This is a genomic window from Pseudomonas sp. Pseusp16, assembly GCF_047324915.1.
Lineage (GTDB): Bacteria > Pseudomonadota > Gammaproteobacteria > Pseudomonadales > Pseudomonadaceae > Aquipseudomonas > Aquipseudomonas fluorescens_CD.
The window spans coordinates 3,985,685-4,002,699 of record NZ_CP168522.1 but is presented as its reverse complement, the minus strand read 5'-3'; the positions used below and the strand labels follow the sequence as shown (position 1 = coordinate 4,002,699).

Here is a 17,015-nt window from a genome sequence, read left to right as displayed (position 1 = left end):
GCTAGCGATCACAAAACCGACCGAAACCCCGCAGGAATGGGCCTGATCTGCATTTTGTTACAGTAAAAATAAGCGATCACCGCACGTCCCGTTAACCTGACTTTCAAGGCAGAAACACAAATCGACACCCGAGTGCAACCGTGCGTAGCGTTTCGGGTGATGTCGCGGGCTGTTTAGGCTAGAATGCACGGCCTCAAAGCACACCCCTTCCCGAGGCTGTCCCGAAGATGTTGATCCTGCGCGGCGCTCCTGCCCTTTCTGCCTTTCGCCACAGCAAGCTCCTTGAGCAACTGAGCCAGAAGGTTCCGGCTGTCAGTGGCCTGTATGCTGAATTCGCTCACTTCGCCGAAGTTACCGGCGTCCTGACCGGCGACGAACAGCAGGTGCTTGCGCGCCTTCTGAAGTACGGTCCAAGCGTTCCGGTACAAGAACCGACCGGTCGTCTGTTCCTGGTATTGCCGCGTTTCGGCACCATCTCGCCATGGTCGAGCAAGGCCAGCGACATCGCCCGCAACTGTGGCCTGGCGAAAATCCAGCGCCTGGAGCGAGGCATTGCGTTCTACGTGGCCGGCCAGTTCAGCGACGCTGAAGCCCGGTTGATCGCTGACGGTCTGCACGACCGCATGACCCAGATCGTCCTGGGCAATCTCGAACAGGCCGCCGGCCTGTTCAGCCACGCCGAACCGAAACCCCTGACCGCCATCGACGTGCTGGGTGGCGGCCGTGCCGCGCTGGAAAAAGCCAACACCGAGCTGGGCCTGGCCCTGGCCGAAGACGAGATCGACTATCTGGTCAACGCCTTCGTGGGCCTTTCGCGCAACCCGCATGACATCGAACTGATGATGTTCGCCCAGGCGAACTCCGAGCACTGCCGTCACAAGATCTTCAACGCCAGTTGGGACATCGACGGCGAAAGCCAGGAAAAAAGCCTGTTCGGCATGATCAAGAACACCTACCAGATGCACAGCGAAGGTGTCCTGTCGGCTTACAAGGACAACGCTTCGGTGATCGTCGGCTCCGTGGCCGGTCGCTTCTTCCCGGACCCTGAAACCCGCCAGTACGGCGCGGTGCAGGAGCCGGTGCACATCCTGATGAAGGTTGAAACCCACAACCACCCGACCGCGATTGCCCCGTTCCCGGGCGCGTCCACCGGTTCCGGTGGCGAAATCCGCGACGAAGGCGCTACCGGCCGTGGTGCCAAGCCGAAAGCCGGCCTGACCGGTTTCACCGTGTCCAACCTGCAGATCCCGGGCTTCGAACAGCCGTGGGAAGTGCCGTACGGCAAGCCCGAGCGCATCGTCACCGCGCTGGACATCATGATCGAAGGCCCATTGGGCGGCGCTGCGTTCAACAACGAATTCGGCCGTCCGGCGCTGACCGGTTACTTCCGTACCTTCGAACAATCGATCACCACCCCGCACGGTGACGAAGTTCGCGGCTACCACAAGCCGATCATGCTGGCTGGCGGCATGGGCAACATCCGTGAAGAACACGTCAAGAAAGGCGAGATCGTCGTCGGCTCCAAGCTGATCGTGCTCGGCGGCCCGGCGATGCTGATCGGCCTGGGCGGCGGCGCGGCTTCCTCCATGGCCACAGGCACCAGCTCGGCAGACCTGGACTTCGCTTCGGTACAGCGTGAAAACCCGGAAATGGAACGCCGTTGCCAGGAAGTCATCGACCGTTGCTGGCAACTGGGCGACAAGAACCCGATCAGCTTCATCCACGACGTGGGTGCGGGCGGTCTGTCCAACGCCTTCCCGGAACTGGTCAACGACGGCGACCGCGGTGGCCGTTTCGAACTGCGCAACATTCCAAACGACGAGCCGGGCATGGCCCCGCACGAAATCTGGTCCAACGAATCCCAGGAACGCTACGTCCTGGCTGTCGGCCCGGCGGATTTCGAGCGCTTCAAGGCGATCTGCGAACGCGAGCGTTGCCCGTTTGCCGTGGTCGGCGAAGCCACTGCCGAACCACAGCTGACTGTCACCGACAGCCATTTCGGCAACAGCCCGGTGGACATGCCACTGGAAGTGTTGCTGGGCAAGGCCCCGCGCATGCACCGTTCGGTGGTGCGTGAAGCCGAACTGGGTGATGACTTCGATCCGTCGACCCTGAACATCGCCGACTGCGTCGAGCGCGTTCTGCATCACCCGGCCGTGGCCAGCAAAAGCTTCCTGATCACCATCGGCGACCGCACCATCACCGGCCTCGTGGCCCGTGACCAGATGGTCGGCCCGTGGCAGGTGCCGGTGGCCGACGTTGCCGTCACCGCCACCAGCTTCGACGTCTACACCGGTGAAGCCATGGCCATGGGCGAGCGTACTCCGCTGGCGCTGCTGGACGCTCCAGCGTCGGGCCGCATGGCCATCGGTGAAACCCTGACCAACATTGCCGCTTCGCGCATCGGCAAGATCTCCGACATCAAACTGTCGGCGAACTGGATGTCCGCTGCCGGTCACCCGGGTGAAGATGCACGCCTGTACGACACCGTGAAAGCGGTCGGCATGGAACTGTGCCCTGAGCTGGGCATCACCATTCCGGTGGGCAAGGACTCGATGTCCATGGCCACCCGCTGGAACGATGAAGGCGTGGATAAGTCCGTCACGTCGCCAATGTCCCTGATCGTGACCGGTTTCGCGCCAGTGACTGACATCCGTCAGACCCTGACCCCGCAACTGCGCATGGACAAGGGCACCACCGACCTGATCCTGATCGACCTGGGCCGCGGCCAGAACCGCATGGGCGCCTCGATCCTGGCACAGGTTCACGGCAAGCTCGGCAAGCAGGCTCCGGACGTCGATGACGCCGAAGACCTGAAAGCCTTCTTCGCGGTGATCCAGGGCCTCAATGCCGACGGTCACCTGCTGGCTTACCACGACCGTTCCGACGGCGGTCTGCTGACCAGCGTGGTGGAAATGGCGTTCGCCGGTCACTGCGGCTTGAGCCTGAACCTCGACAGCCTGGCGGATTCCTCCGCCGACATCGCTGCGATCCTGTTCAACGAAGAACTGGGTGCCGTGATTCAGGTTCGCCAGGACGCCACTCCGGACATCCTCGCGCAGTTCAGCGCTGCCGGCCTGGGCGATTGCGTGTCGGTGATCGGTCAGCCAATCAACAACGGCGAGATCAGCATCACCTTCAACGGTGACACCGTGTTCGAAGGCCAGCGTCGTCTGCTGCAACGTCAGTGGGCCGAGACCAGCTATCAGATCCAGCGTCTGCGTGACAACGCCGACTGTGCCGAACAAGAGTTCGACGTGCTGCTGGAAGAAGACAATCCGGGCCTGAGCGTCAAGCTGAGCTACGACATCAACCAGGACATCGCCGCGCCTTACATCAAGAAAGGCATCCGCCCACAGGTTGCCGTACTGCGTGAGCAGGGCGTCAACGGCCAGGTGGAAATGGCGGCTGCGTTCGATCGCGCCGGTTTCAACGCGATCGACGTGCACATGAGCGACATTCTCGCCGGCCGTGTCGACCTGAACGACTTCAAGGGCATGGTCGCTTGCGGCGGTTTCTCCTACGGCGACGTATTGGGTGCCGGTGAAGGCTGGGCCAAGTCGGCGCTGTTCAACAGCCGTGCCCGCGATGCGTTCCAGGGCTTCTTCGAACGCAACGACAGTTTCACCCTCGGCGTGTGCAACGGTTGCCAGATGATGTCCAACCTGCACGAGCTGATCCCGGGCAGCGAGTTCTGGCCGCACTTCGTGCGTAACCGTTCCGAGCAGTTCGAAGCCCGTGTGGCCATGGTGCAGATCCAGGAGTCGAACTCGATCTTCCTGCAGGGCATGGCCGGTTCGCGCATGCCGATCGCCATCGCCCACGGTGAAGGCCATGCCGAGTTCGCCAGCGAAGAAGCACTGCTGGAAGCCGATCTGTCGGGTTGCGTGGCGATGCGTTTCGTCGACAACCACGGCAAGGTCACCGAAAGCTACCCGGCCAACCCGAACGGTTCGCCGCGCGGGATCACCGGCCTGACCAGCCGCGACGGTCGCGTGACCATCATGATGCCGCACCCGGAGCGTGTATTCCGCGCTGTGCAGAACTCGTGGCGTTCGGATGACTGGAACGAAGATGCACCGCTGATGCGCATGTTCCGTAATGCTCGCGTCTGGGTGAATTAAGCGCCGTGTACAAGCTCAGCTTTTTTGTTCCAGCCAGCCACGTCGAAGATGTGAAGAGTGCCGTATTCGCCGCCGGTGGCGGACGGATCGGCGCTTACGATCACTGCGCCTGGCAGGTGTTGGGCCAGGGCCAGTTTCGTCCATTGGATGGCAGCCAGCCGTTCATTGGCGAAGCAGGGCAGGTCGAGCAGGTCGAGGAATGGAAGGTTGAGCTGGTGGTGGCGGATGAGTTGATTCGCTCGGTGGTGGAGGCTTTGAAACAGAGCCATCCCTACGAGACACCAGCTTATGAGGTGTGGCGGCTGGAGGATTTCTGATCTTCCAGGCTGCTGAATTGAGAAACCCGCTGAAAGTGATTTCAGCGGGTTTTTTGTTGGGCGTGATAATAGGTGACTGACGCCGATTACGGCGCTGGCGTCAGGTGAACCTCTGCCTTGAGTACTTCGATCAGGATGTTCTGGTACTCGAAGCGTCGTGCCGACATGTCCCAGCGGTCGATAAAGAACAATCCGTTATCGTCCACCTGAATCGGCGTGGAAACAATTTCACCGCTGCGGGAGCGGTGCAGCAGGTTGGTCTCGGCAGCCGAGGGGCGTTCGATCAGGAAGTGTCCCGCCTGACGCAGTCTTGACCTGTCGACAGGTAAAAAGGGCGCTGGAACTGGTTGCCGGGCGTTACTGACTTCCAGTTTGAAGTCACTGCGTATCGCCTTCCAGTAAGGCCCCGTGAGATCGGTTTCCCAGTACCCGAGGTGAATGCCTCTGGACAGTGACGGCGCGCTATCCCTGACGTGCAGGCTGACCGTGCCCAGGATTTCGGCCATTCCCGATACGCCTTGGTAGTTGTTGGTGTGGGCGCTGCCGATGAAGGCAATCCACTTATGGGGCCCGTGTGCCTCCTGGTCGGCCTGGATGACCCGGGAAGCGAAGTAGCTGAACATCTGGTTGCGGGCTTTTTCCGGATCAGGCAAGCCCTTGACGTGATAGCTGGCGGTACAGTCCAGTGCCCTGATGCGGATGCCATGTTTGTTGGCGGCCTGGATGACTTCCGAGTAGTTGTCAGAGCCTTTGTAGAACGGCATATGTCCCCGGTCCTGGGTTCTCAGGTAGGCCTTGAGGTTGCCGGGAATCCTTTGGGTTTGATGGAATACCTCCAGTTCAGCCTGGTGCAGGTCGGTGAGCAGGTGTTCGACGTAGAGTGTCTGGTAGCCCTGCTGCTTCAGCTGCTTCATCTGCTTTATCAGAAACGCCTTGCTCGACTCTGCCGAGTGGGCCTCGCCGATAATCAACCCTGGCAAGCGGCTTTCGCTGATTTGTTTCAGGAACGACTCGGGCGTGGTGCTGGCGTCGATCGTCGGCAACGTTGGCCTGGCAGGTGGAACATAGTCGGCAAAGAAGCTCTCGGCCTTGGCACTCAGGTTTTGGCGTAGCTTGATGAATTCAGAGAACGCTTCCAATCGCGATGGCTGTGACGGCACGTAGCGAGAATCCAGGCTGCGTGGCTGGTCGGCCATGCGGGCGATTTCATCTCTGAGCGACGGTGCAATATCGAAGTCGTTGAAATGTCCGGTGCCGGTGAGGGATGTAGAGGCAGTCGGTGCGATAGGCTCGGGCATCTTGTACGGTGTTTGCAGGGTTATGTGGTAGTCGCCTTTGGCGAGTGCATCACCTGGTATCTTGCCGGGGGTGTCTGACCAGATGCCCACCGATTGATTCAAGCCGACGTCTTCGATGCGCAGCGCAACCGCATTGTTCAGGTCAGCCAGGCCAGGCGTCCCGTTGTATGTGGTCATGCGCGATTGATCTACCAGGGCGATCCAGCGTTCGTGCGGTGCATCGGCCATGTCGGTTTCAATGACTTTGTGCGAGTAGTAGTTTCTCAGGCTGTTGGGCTGGGGCGTGGTCGGCGAGCTGTCGCCCATGAGCAGGACATCGTCCAGCCGATAGGAGGTCGAGGCGTCCAGTGCCCTGATTTGCACGCCTTTTTCCCTGGCCTTGCGTACGAGGGCCAAGTATGAGTACTCGGCGTCTTTTGCAATGCCGAAGGACCGGTCTATGGCCTTCAAATGTTCTTTGATGTGCCGCCATGATTTCCCTTGGTTGAACTTTTCAAGCTTGAGCTTGAAAACATCCCCTGGCAGGAACTCCACATACAGGCGCTTGAAACCTTGTTCGACCAGGGCATCCATGTTGGTAATCAGTGCCTGCTTGCTGGCGATGGAGCCTGGCACGGCACCGATGACCAGGTTCTTGTTGCCGGCAAACGCATCGCTGGCGACCAGTCGGGCCAGTGGGGTGCTGGCATCTACGGCAGGCACGCTGGCGCGAGCGGGCAGCGTGTCGAGGTAGAGGAAGAAGTTGTCCGCGTCCTTGGTCAGGCGTTCGACCTGTTGCAGGTAAACCGTACGTAACGAACGCAGTTTATTGGCGGCACTGCCTAGCACAACGCCGACCAAACCTTGGTCAATATCGGTTGCCTGGCTGATCATGAGCGCTCGCATCTGCGGGTCCATGACCGACTCAAGGTTGCTCCAGTACTTCCGTGGCATCCCATAGTCTTTTGACGGTCCGGGGGTTTCAGGCACTGTTTCGTATTTCGGCGCGCCACCGGAAACCCCGGTGCGGGTCCAGATGCCCTCGGTGTTCGGTGCGGCCAGGCGTGTGGTCGAGACCAGCTTTGCGCTGGCCGGATCGAGGCGATACAGCAAGTAGCGACCGATCACATCCGGGGTCTTCGGCGCCCAGAGTACCTCGCTGTTGAACAACACCGGCTGCATGTTGGCAGGTGCTGGGGGGGCTGTCTCCAGCTGGCTGATCAGCTTCATCGCCCGGCACTGCTCGGTGCTGGCAACTGCCAGGCGCGCGGATTTGCCGATGGGTTTGAGCGAGCGCAGGGCCGGACGCAGGTCGGTGAAGATGGCTCCGGCACTGTTGAGCAGATACCCGACGAAGTGCTCAAGGGCGGCCGAGGTGTCGCCCTGGTTGTACGCGTGCAGGGCGAGCATGCCGTCCTTGAAGGCCAGAAGCAGGCCAACGCTCAGGCTCAGAACCGGGAAAGGCGCAGTGGCGATGGTGGCCACGAACTCCACGCACGTCCAGAGAATACTGGTGATCATCTGAGTGCGGCTAGTGGTGGTGGCGGTCACTTCGTCGATCTTGCGTTGCAGCTTCATGTTGTACAGCAAATAACGCAGGTCGGGCACTGGAGGCAGTGCCCGTGTCGAGTCGTAACGTGGGGGGCTGGGGGTGGTTTTATCCAGGTCGTCGGGCAGCCCTTGTTTGGCCGCTTCCAGAAATGCCTGGACCCGGCCCCGGGATCGAACATCGACACGCAGGGTGAGATAGCCGATGAGGCCGGGGAGTTTTTTCAGCAGGTAATTGAACTGCCTGGCCTCGCGAAAGGCGATGCCGTCGGGGGAATGGGGCGTATAGAGCAGCACCGGATTGTCAGCGTGGCTGAACAGGTAGGTGTCGATGACCCATTCGCCGTCGACCAGCAGACGATGGATGGCGTAGTTGCCGCGAGTCTCCTGCGACGTGTCGCCCATGCTGGCGATGCTGCGCTCAAGCCATTGCAGGTCAACTCCGGCGATGTGTCCTTGCAGGCGACACTCCAACGCGGCACTGAGCATCTGTCGTTGAGTAATGGCCAGTACCGCATTGCGTCTGAAAGTAAACGCCGGGCTGTCCGGGTCCAGCAACTCGGCCTTGACCTTGTCGACGTAGCGCTGGCCAATCCAGACGCCGGTGACCGAGCGCGCGACGGCTTCGGGATTGGCGTTCAGGGTGCTCAGGTCAACGCCTTGCGGGCCCCTGTACCTTGCCGCGCGGGAGAATTTTTCGTCGAGAAAACCGACGCCATCGGCGTAGCCATCACGGTAGAGCCTGGTATATGTCATGGGCGCCGGTGTCTGGCTACCGATCAGCGAGGAGGGTGAATAGGCCCATACGGTGTCCGGGTCAACATCGTTCTGAGGGCGACCCAATAGCTGGTTCAAGCGCTCCCTGGCCTTTTCATGCAGGTAGGCATCGAAGCTCTGGAAGCGGGCCTCGGACTGTGGATGGTCGTTGTAGGTCTGCAAACTGCCTTCTGCATCCTCGGCGAGGGTCGAGAGTCTTCGCCTGACATCAAGGGTGGCTGAGCGATACCAATTCGGCGTGTTGAATTCGTAGTTATCGAAACGTATGGCGAGTATGTGTTCAGCCATTGATTTCAGGCATTGGCGATAGCTGCCAGCGTTGAACGTGACCTCGTTGTATTCCTGGTCGTGAAACTTCAGGCTCAGACCGCTCAAGAGGTGCTTCATCGAGTTGCGAAGGCGCAGTGGTGCCTGGCGGATCAAGTAATCGGTCATGGTGCCGGGCGGGGCCTTGAGGCCATTGTCCAGGGTCCAGCCGAGGATGTGCTGCTGGCACGCAAGCTCGCTGTCGAATGCCTGGAACTGGTGCTCTTGTGGTGCCTCGGGGGTGCAGAGCAGTACGCGGTTGACCATCCCGTTGGCATCGGTCTGGCGCATCACCCAGAGGTCCTGAAGTTGTGCGCCGTGCAGCGATAGAGTGCTGGCGCCCAGGGTGTCCGCGCTCAGTTGCGCATCGCTACCCTGACGCAAGCGCTGGATCGCCTGGTAGTCCTCTTCACGGATATGGCCTTGCAGGAAAGCGGTGTAGGCCAGGGCGTTGATCCGCTGGTCGAGCATCTGCTCGATGGCGCCGCTGAACTCGGGCCGGGCGTGCAGTTCCCGTTGCACCTGGGCAAAGTCGATCCGGGGATGCAAGGTCATCAACTGTTCCACGATCCACGCCAGGGTCAGATCCTGGTACGCATCGGGCAAGGGGCCCCCGTTGTACGTGAGAGTGGTCTTCGTCAGAAAGTCGGAGCCGGGCAGTTCGTCGCCGGTATGCAGGCCCCGCAAGGCCAGGTCGATCAGGTTGCGATTGTGTTCATAGTGGCCGACGCTGGCCACAAGCCGTTGGGTTTTGACCTGCAGGTGCTCCGGGTTCAGGTCGTGAATCTCCAGCTCATCGCTCAACCGCTCCAGCCATTGATGACGGGCCAGGGCCTGGGGGGTCGCGGCGGGGCCCAACAGGTCGAGCAGGTGCTGGCGTGCCTGGTTGTAGCTGCCCAGATGTTCAGCCAGCGCGGCCCGGCGTGCCTCGCTGGCGCTGCGATACCAATCGGGTGCGCTGTAACGCAGCAATCGTTCGAGCAGGCGTTGGGCGCGCAGTTCCAGGCGGGCGCTGAGGTCGGGCAGGGCGCTGCGGATGGCGCGGTCGAGAGCCGCGATCAATTGGGCGGGGTCGTGCTGCGGGTTGTCCACCAGGCTCAGGGTCCGGTCGACATCCTGGGTGCGCTTGGCGATCAGTGCACCGACGGTGTGTTCGAACAACGGCTGGTCGTCGATGGGTGATAGTTCCAGGGGCCAGATTCCGGCAGGGCTCAAGGCGTGGTAGCGCGTGGGCAACCTGTCGATGAATTCACTGCGCCCGCTGGCGTGCTCCATGTTTTGCCGCAAGTGGGTGTCGAGTTCGGCCAGGGTGTTGAACGACTCGATCCCTCGCGCAGGTGTGAACAGCAAGATCTGGCCGACGTCCTGCGCGCTCATCAGGTCGTTGACCACAACGCTGTTTTTTTCTGTGGCGACAAAGGCACCGGCCAGCTCGACCTGTTGCGCCTGGTAACTGAACTGCAAGGCGTACAGGCCTGGACGCAAGCTTGGGGGCAGCGCCACGCTTTCGAGCATCTTGCCTTCTTGTGGGTGCAGCAGGCGGTCCTGAACGCCGAGCCTGGCCTCATGCTCCAGGGCCGTGAACCCGGCCTCGAAGGTCATGTAGGATTTGAGTGGCCTGCCATCGATCTGCTCGCGCAGGTCCATGTCCATCAGATGCGTGTTCAAGGTGCTCTTGAGGGTGGTGAGCAGAGTCTGGCCTTCCGGGGTTTTCAGGTCGCTGTTGGCCAATGCCTGATAGTGGGTTCTGGCCTTGCTCAGGAACTGTTCCCGGTAGCGCTTGAGGATGCCGTCCAGGCGTTCCAGGTAGCGTAGTTCGGCTGTGGGCTTATGGTCGGGCAGCAGTGGGGTCTGGGCGTTGAGCAGGTGATGGCCGATTTGGTTGAGATAGCCTTTGATTTCTTCAAAGGACGGTGGGGCGGTGGGTATGCTCATGGGCACGGTCTCCAGTCGGTAGAAAGAGCCGGCAGCATGGAGAGGGAAAGGGAGGCGGTGGCGGTATATATGTATGCCACGATTTGGCGGGGGCTGGAGCCTTCGGTGGCCGGGAGAGTCTCATCGTCGGGTCGCCGTCCGGCTCCGGGCGGCGATCCGACGATGGCGGACTTTCAGTCACCAAAGCATCAAACCTTGGCACTGACCTCACTGCGATTGACCAACGCTTCCAGCGCATCACTCAAGGTCGGTGCCTTGTCGCCAATCAACAGATGCCATACGCCGCCGTCCAGCTGACTGACACCCTGGCAACCCAGTGCTTTCAAATCACATTCCGACAACGCCTTGCCATCGGCCAGTTGCAGGCGCAGGCGGGTCATGGCGATGCAATCGAGTTGCAGCACATTGTCGCCACCACCCAGCGCATTGAGCCATTGCTGCGCCTCGGGTGTCGCCACGGCGGCAGGTGGCGGCGCGTCTGTTTCTGCTGCCGGCGTCGACACGATGGCGCGACCCAATGCCGGCATCGCCAGGCGAATTTCATCGGCAATCGCGTCGGCCATCGGCCCGACCACCACTTGCAAGCTCCCGCCCTTGCCCGGACGCACCACCGCCATGGCACCCAGTGCTTTCAAGTCCGCGTCCGACGCCTTGTTGCGATCCACCATGTCCAGGCGCAACCGAGTGGTGCAGGCGCCGACGGTGATCAGGTTTTCGGTGCCGCCCAATGCCTTGATGTAGGCCCCGGCACGGTCGCTGTCCGCCACTGCGGCTTTTTCAGTGACAGCAGCGTCTTCGCGTCCCGGCGTCTTGAGATTGAAACGACGGATGCAGAAGTCGAACACCAGGTAATAGATCAGCGCATAGACCAGGCCGACCGGGACCACGCGCCAGCCATTGGTGGATTTGCCCCAGCCGAGGATCATGTCGATGAAGCCGCCGGAAAAGGTAAAGCCCAGGTGGATGTTCAACAGGTTGGTGACAGCCATGGACAGGCCGGTCAGCAGCGCATGCAGCAAGAACAGCAGCGGCGCGAGGAACATGAAGGCGAATTCGATGGGCTCGGTAACGCCGGTCAGGAACGAGGTCAGGGCCATCGACAGGAATATCCCGCCCATGATTTTGCGCCGTTCCGGCAGGGCGTTGCGGTACATCGCCAGGCAGGCGGCGGGCAGGCCGAAGAGCATCACCGGGAACATGCCGGTCATGAACTGGCCGCCTTTCGGGTCGCCGGCAAAGTAGCGCGATATGTCGCCGGTCACCAAGGCTCCTGTGGTCGGGTCGGTGAAATTGCCGAACACGAACCAGGCCATGTTGTTGATGATGTGGTGCAGGCCGGTGACGATCAGCAGGCGGTTGAGCACACCGAAAATGAATGCACCGATGCTGCCGCTCTCCAGCAGCAGCGCGCCGAAGCTGTTGATGCCGTGCTGGACCGGCGGCCAGATCAGACCGAACACCACGCCCAGACCGACCGCGCTGAAACCGGTCGCGATCGGCACGAAGCGCCGGCCGCCGAAGAACGCCAGGTACTCCGGCAGCTTGATGTCCTTGAAACGGTTATACAGCGCACCGGCCATCAAGCCGCTGATGATCCCGGCGAGCATGCCCATGTTGATGCTCGCATCCAACACCTTGAGCGTGGACACCATCACCAGATAACCGATGGCCCCGGCCAAACCGGCCGTGCCGTTGTTGTCCTTGGCGAAACCGACCGCGATGCCGATGGCGAAGATCATGGCCAGGTTGGCAAAGATCACCTGGCCGGCGTCGTGGATGATCGCGATGTTCAAAAGGTCCGTGTCGCCCAGGCGCAGCAGCAGGCCGGCAATCGGCAGGATCGCGATTGGCAGCATCAGCGCGCGGCCGAGGCGCTGCAGTCCTTCGATAAAGTATTGATACATGGCGGTACTCCCTGGATGTTCTTGTTCTTCTGTTAAGAGCTCAGCTCAAAGGCCAGTGCTGGTGGCAGGCGTGACGCACCGCACCGGCGCTGCTCAGCTTGAGCAGGTCCAGGCTGATGCGCCGGCATTGGCTGGCATCGAGATGGCGTACACGATCCTTGATTTCACCGATCTGCACCGGGCTCACCGACAGTTCGCTCACGCCCAGCCCGATCAGCACTGGTGTGGCTAGCGGATCGGAGGCCAGCGCCCCACAAACCCCGACCCAGCGTTTGTGCTGTGCGGCACCTGCACAGGTCTGGGCGATCAAGCGCAGCAGCGCCGGGTGCAGGGCATCGACCCGGGAGGCGAGACCGGCGTGGTCGCGGTCCATGGCCAGGGTGTATTGCGACAGGTCGTTGGTGCCGATGGACAGGAAGTCCGCGTGCTCCGCCAACTGTTCAGCCAGCAGAGCGGCGGCCGGAACTTCGATCATCACCCCCAGCTCCGGGCGCTCACTCAGGCCCAGTTCGGTGCACAAGGCGTCGAGGCGCTGGCGGATATGCAGCAGCTCTTCGACCTCGGTCACCATCGGCAACAGGATCCGGCAACGGGACAACGGCGTGACGTGCAGCAGGGCGCGCAGTTGCTGGTCGAGCAATTCCGGGCGGGCCTGGGCCAGGCGAATGCCGCGCAGGCCGAGCACCGGATTGGCCTCGGCGGGCAGTGGCAGGTAATCGAGTTGCTTGTCGCCACCGACGTCGATGGTGCGGATGATCACCGACTTGTCGCCCATGGCATCGAGCACGGCCTGATAGGCGTGGTGTTGTTCCTGTTCGTCCGGGGCGGTGTGGCGGTCGACGAAGAGAAATTCGGTGCGCAGCAAGCCGACGCCGTCGGCGCCATTGGCCAATGCGTCTGCCGCTTCGGTGCTGGACGCCACATTGGCGGCGACTTCGATGCGTAGGCCGTCGGTGGTCAGCGCAGGTGTATGCGCCTGGAGCTGTTGTTCGGCCCGGCGTTGCTGCTGTTGCTGTTGCTTCTGGCGCACGTCCGTCAGGCGCTTGGCGCTGGGTGTCAGTTCGAGGCGACCGCCGTCGGCGTCCAGCACTACCTGTTGCCCCTGTTGCTGATCGAGCAACGTCGAGCCCAGTGCGACCATGCACGGCAAGCCTTTGCCCCGCGCAAGGATTGCCACGTGAGACGTCGCGCCGCCTTCGGCCATGCACAAACCGGCGACACCTTGCTGACTCAGTTGCAGCAGATCGGATGGGGTCAACTCGTGGGCGGCGACGATGGCACCGGGTGGTACATCGTAATGCCAGGCTTCACCGAGCAGGACGCGCAGCACCCGTTGCTTGAGGTCGCGCAGGTCGTTGGCGCGTTCGGCCAGCAGCGTGCTGCCCAACTGCTGGAGCACGTCGCACTGCACCTCGATCGACTGGCTCCAGGCGTGGGTCGCCGCGGTGCCGAGGTCGATGGACCGGCGGGCCGCGTCCAGCAATGCCGGGTCTTCCAGCAGCGCGAGATGGGCGGCGAAGATGGCTTCTTCGTCAGTGTTCCTGTGTTTTCTGGCCTGGTCCAGGGTGCCGGCGATTTCGCTGCGGACCTGGGTCAACGCAGTGTCGAGGGCTTGCCGTTGCAGCAGCGGATCATTGTGCCCGGCATCCGCAGGCAGGCTGATCGCGTTCAAGCGCAACAGCGGCCCGCCGACCAGCCCCGGAGCGGCGCAGACACCGTGCAGCACACCGGCTTCGGCCACTCGGTTGCGCTGGATCATCGGTGCCGGGGCGGTGGCGTGATGCTCTTCGGCCAGTGCCGTGGACAGCGCAGTCAGCAAGGCTTGCAGTGCGGCTTCGGCATCCGGACCCTGGCAGCTGACCTGCACTTCGTCCTGCTCGCCGACGGCCAAACCCATCAGTCCGATCAGGCTATCGCAGGTCGCCGATTTACCGGCGAAATGCAGCCGGGATTTGCTTTTGAAACCCAGGGCGGTCTGACGGATCAACGCGGCTGGCCGGGCATGCAGACCGCCACGATGGGCGATGCGGATGTGGCCGACCACTTCTTCGCCGGCAAGCTCCACGTCCGCCTGCGCACCCACGCCCTGGCGGCGAATGATGTGCAGCAACGGCTCGCCGACTTTCACTGACTTGAGGGTGATGGGTCGTGCCTGAAAGTCCTGGCTGTTGGTGAGGATCAGCAGGCTGACCAGGCTTTTGCATTGCTGCGCGACCTTGTCCAGGTCGTAGCGCAGCAGGGGCTGGCCATTGGCAACCCGTGCACCTTCCTGCACCAGCATCGAAAAGCCCTGGCCTTGCAGTTCGACGGTGTCGAGGCCCAGGTGCAGCAGCAGTTCGGCGCCGTTGTCCGCGCGCAGGGTCACTGCATGACCGGTGCGCGCGACATGCACCACCACGCCCGCGCAGGGCGCGTGCAGGGTATCGTTCAACGGGTCGATGGCGATCCCGTCGCCCATGGCGCCGCTGGCAAACACCGCATCCGGGACTTTGGCGAGCGTGAGCACCGGGCCGCTGAGCGGGGCGCTGAGGGTCAGCTCTTTATTGTTGTTGTGCATGGCTCGGTCTCATCAGGAAAACTATTGGGATCGACGCGGCCCCCCTGTAGGAGCGAGCTTGCTCGCGATGGTCGTCAACGAAAACGCGCGTTTGCTGGATAACCGCGGCGTTCTTTAGTCCATCGCGAGCGAGCTCGCTCCTACAAGGGTGGTTAGTGCGTACGAGTGACTTTGCTCAGGTGCCGCGGTTGGTCCGGGTCCATGCCGCGTGCAACCGCCAAACCGGCGGCCATCACGTAGAAACTCTGGATCGCCAGGATCGGATCGAGGGCCGGGTGCTCGGCGAGGGTCAGGGTCAGGTCGCGCTCGAGCACGTCATCCGGTGCGGCCAGCAGGACACGGGCGCCGCGCTGGCGCATGTCGGCGGCCAGGCTGAGCAAGCCGGCCTGTTCTGCACCGCGTGGGGCGAAGATCAGCAACGGGTAGTTTTCGTCGATGAGCGCCATCGGGCCGTGACGGACTTCGGCGCTGCTGAAGGCTTCGGCCTGGATCGCCGAGGTTTCCTTGAACTTGAGCGCCGCTTCCTGGGCGATGGCGAAACCGGCGCCACGGCCGATTACCATCAGCCGCTGACAATCGCGCAAGGCGTCGATGGCCGGGCTCCAGTCCTGTTGCGCGGCGTCGCGCAGGCCATCGGGCAAGGCAGAAACTGCCTCGAGCAGTTCGGCGTCTTCTTTCCAGTGGCCGATCAGGCGAGCGCTGGCGCTGAGGGTGGCGATGAAGCTCTTGGTCGCGGCAACGCTGCTTTCGGTGCCGGCACACAGCGGCAGGCTGAATTCGCAGGCGGCCTCCAGTGGCGAGTCTTCGGCATTGACCAGCGAAATGCTCAAGGCTCCGCGCTTGCGCAACAGGCGCAGGCTGTTGACCAGATCCGGGCTCTGTCCCGATTGCGAAAAGGCGAATGCCACCTGGCCGCTGACCTTCAATGGTGCCTGTTGCATGGTCACCACCGACATCGGCAGCGAGGCCACCGGGATGCCCAGCAGTTGCATGGTCAGGTAGGCGAAGTAACTGGCGGCATGGTCGGAACTGCCACGGGCCACAGTCATGACCACTTGCGGCGGCTGGCGGCGCAGGCGTCCGGCGATTTCGATCATCTGTGGGTCGAGTTGTTGCAACTGGACTTGCACTGCCTCGAACGAGGACAGCGCCTCTTCAAGCATTTTTGAAGTCAATGTCTTCTCCTTCGACCATGACGGCGGTCAGTTTCAATGAGCGATCCAGCCGCACGCAGTCGGCCCAGGCCCCCGGTTGCAGGCGCCCGCGTTCGGTGATGCCGAGGTAGTCGGCGGGGAATTGCGACAGGCGCTGCGAGGCTTCGGCGATGGGCAGGCCGATCTTCACCAGGTTGCGCAGGGCCTGATCCATGGTCAGCGTGCTGCCGGCCAGGGTGCCGTCGGGCAGGCGCACGCCGCCCAGGCATTTGGTCACGGTGTGGCTCCCGAGTTTGTATTCGCCATCGGGCATGCCGGCGGCCGCGGTCGAGTCGGTGACGCAGTACAGGCATGGAATCGAGCGCAGGGCCACGCGGATGGCGCCGGGGTGCACGTGCAGCAAGTCCGGAATCAGTTCGGCGTATTGGGCGTGGGCCAAAGCGGCGCCGACGATCCCCGGCTCACGGTGATGCAGCGGGCTCATGGCGTTGTAGAGGTGGGTGAAACTGCTGGCGCCGGCCTCCAGCGCAGCCACGCCTTCCTCATAGCTGCCCAGGGTGTGGCCAATCTGCATGCGGACGCCACGGCTGCTGAGGTCACGGATCAAGGCATCGTGACCGGCGATTTCCGGCGCGATGGTGATCACCCGGATCGGTGCGAGCGCCAGGTAGGCTTCGACTTCGGCCATCAGCGCCGTGTGGGCGAAGTTGGGTTGTGCGCCGAGCTTGCCGGGGTTGATGTACGGGCCTTCGAGGTGCACGCCGAGCACCCGGGCGCAGCCTTGGGGCCGCTGCTCGCAGAATTCGCCGACGGCCTTGAGCACGCTGGATATCTCGTCGCTCGGCGCGGTCATGGTGGTGGCCAGCAGCGACGTGGTGCCGAAGCGCAGGTGGGTTCGGGTGATCGTTTCGAAGGCCGGCGCGCCTTCCATGATGTCTTTGCCGCCGCCGCCGTGAACGTGCAGGTCGATGAAACCCGGGAGCAGGTATGGCAGGTCGTTGTCTGCCGGATCGCAGGGCTGGCCTTCGATCGACACGACTTTGCCGTGTGCGTGGACCAGTCGGCCGCGAACCCAGCCGTGAGCGGTGAGGATGTTGTCTTCGGACATGATCGGTC

Annotated in this window: 7 protein-coding genes; 2 read left to right on the top strand and 5 right to left on the bottom strand. The window is 62.3% G+C overall.

Features of this window, described 5'->3' with window-relative positions; genetic code table 11:
• The first annotated feature begins 227 nt into the window (after positions 1 to 227).
• Together purL and ACEN8Q_RS18205 are read left to right on the top strand one after the other, a co-directional pair.
• A complete protein-coding gene (gene purL / locus ACEN8Q_RS18210) occupies positions 228 to 4,124 on the top strand; it encodes a phosphoribosylformylglycinamidine synthase (protein ID WP_413423693.1) in 3,897 nt (1,298 codons plus the stop codon).
• Between the two features lie 5 nt (positions 4,125 to 4,129).
• Complete coding sequence (locus tag ACEN8Q_RS18205) at positions 4,130 to 4,441, top strand: NGG1p interacting factor NIF3 (protein ID WP_413423691.1); 312 nt, start codon at positions 4,130 to 4,132, stop codon at positions 4,439 to 4,441.
• An 86-nt stretch (positions 4,442 to 4,527) separates the two neighbouring features.
• Here the strand turns inward: ACEN8Q_RS18205 and ACEN8Q_RS18200 are convergent, their stop codons facing one another.
• From ACEN8Q_RS18200 to nagA, 5 genes are all read right to left on the bottom strand, one after another.
• Positions 4,528 to 10,284, bottom strand: a complete 5,757-nt coding sequence (locus tag ACEN8Q_RS18200; protein ID WP_413703518.1) for a toxin — start codon at positions 10,282 to 10,284, stop codon at positions 4,528 to 4,530.
• A gap of 188 nt (positions 10,285 to 10,472) precedes the next feature.
• Positions 10,473 to 12,188: an N-acetylglucosamine-specific PTS transporter subunit IIBC gene (nagE, locus tag ACEN8Q_RS18195; RefSeq protein ID WP_413703517.1), complete on the bottom strand. Its 1,716-nt coding sequence runs from the start codon at positions 12,186 to 12,188 to the stop codon at positions 10,473 to 10,475.
• 40 nt (positions 12,189 to 12,228) lie between these two features.
• Positions 12,229 to 14,745, bottom strand: coding sequence for a phosphoenolpyruvate--protein phosphotransferase (gene ptsP, locus ACEN8Q_RS18190; RefSeq protein ID WP_413703516.1), 2,517 nt, complete (start codon positions 14,743 to 14,745; stop codon positions 12,229 to 12,231).
• A gap of 152 nt (positions 14,746 to 14,897) precedes the next feature.
• On the bottom strand, positions 14,898 to 15,920 hold the full coding sequence (locus ACEN8Q_RS18185) for an SIS domain-containing protein (protein ID WP_413423683.1): 1,023 nt from the start codon (positions 15,918 to 15,920) through the stop codon (positions 14,898 to 14,900).
• Positions 15,901 to 17,007, bottom strand: a complete 1,107-nt coding sequence (nagA, locus tag ACEN8Q_RS18180) for an N-acetylglucosamine-6-phosphate deacetylase (protein WP_413423681.1) — start codon at positions 17,005 to 17,007, stop codon at positions 15,901 to 15,903. Before nagA ends, ACEN8Q_RS18185 begins: the two co-directional genes overlap by 20 nt.
• Positions 17,008 to 17,015 lie beyond the last annotated feature (8 nt).

Excerpts from the sequence above, each read along its gene's own strand:
- ACEN8Q_RS18200 (WP_413703518.1), bottom strand. The coding sequence starts at position 10,284 with ATGAGCATACCCACCGCCCCACCGTCCTTTGAAGAAATCAAAGGCTAT.
- nagE (WP_413703517.1), bottom strand. The coding sequence starts at position 12,188 with ATGTATCAATACTTTATCGAAGGACTGCAGCGCCTCGGCCGCGCGCTG.
- purL (WP_413423693.1), top strand. The coding sequence starts at position 228 with ATGTTGATCCTGCGCGGCGCTCCTGCCCTTTCTGCCTTTCGCCACAGC.
- nagA (WP_413423681.1), bottom strand. The coding sequence starts at position 17,007 with ATGTCCGAAGACAACATCCTCACCGCTCACGGCTGGGTTCGCGGCCGA.
- ptsP (WP_413703516.1), bottom strand. The coding sequence starts at position 14,745 with ATGCACAACAACAATAAAGAGCTGACCCTCAGCGCCCCGCTCAGCGGC.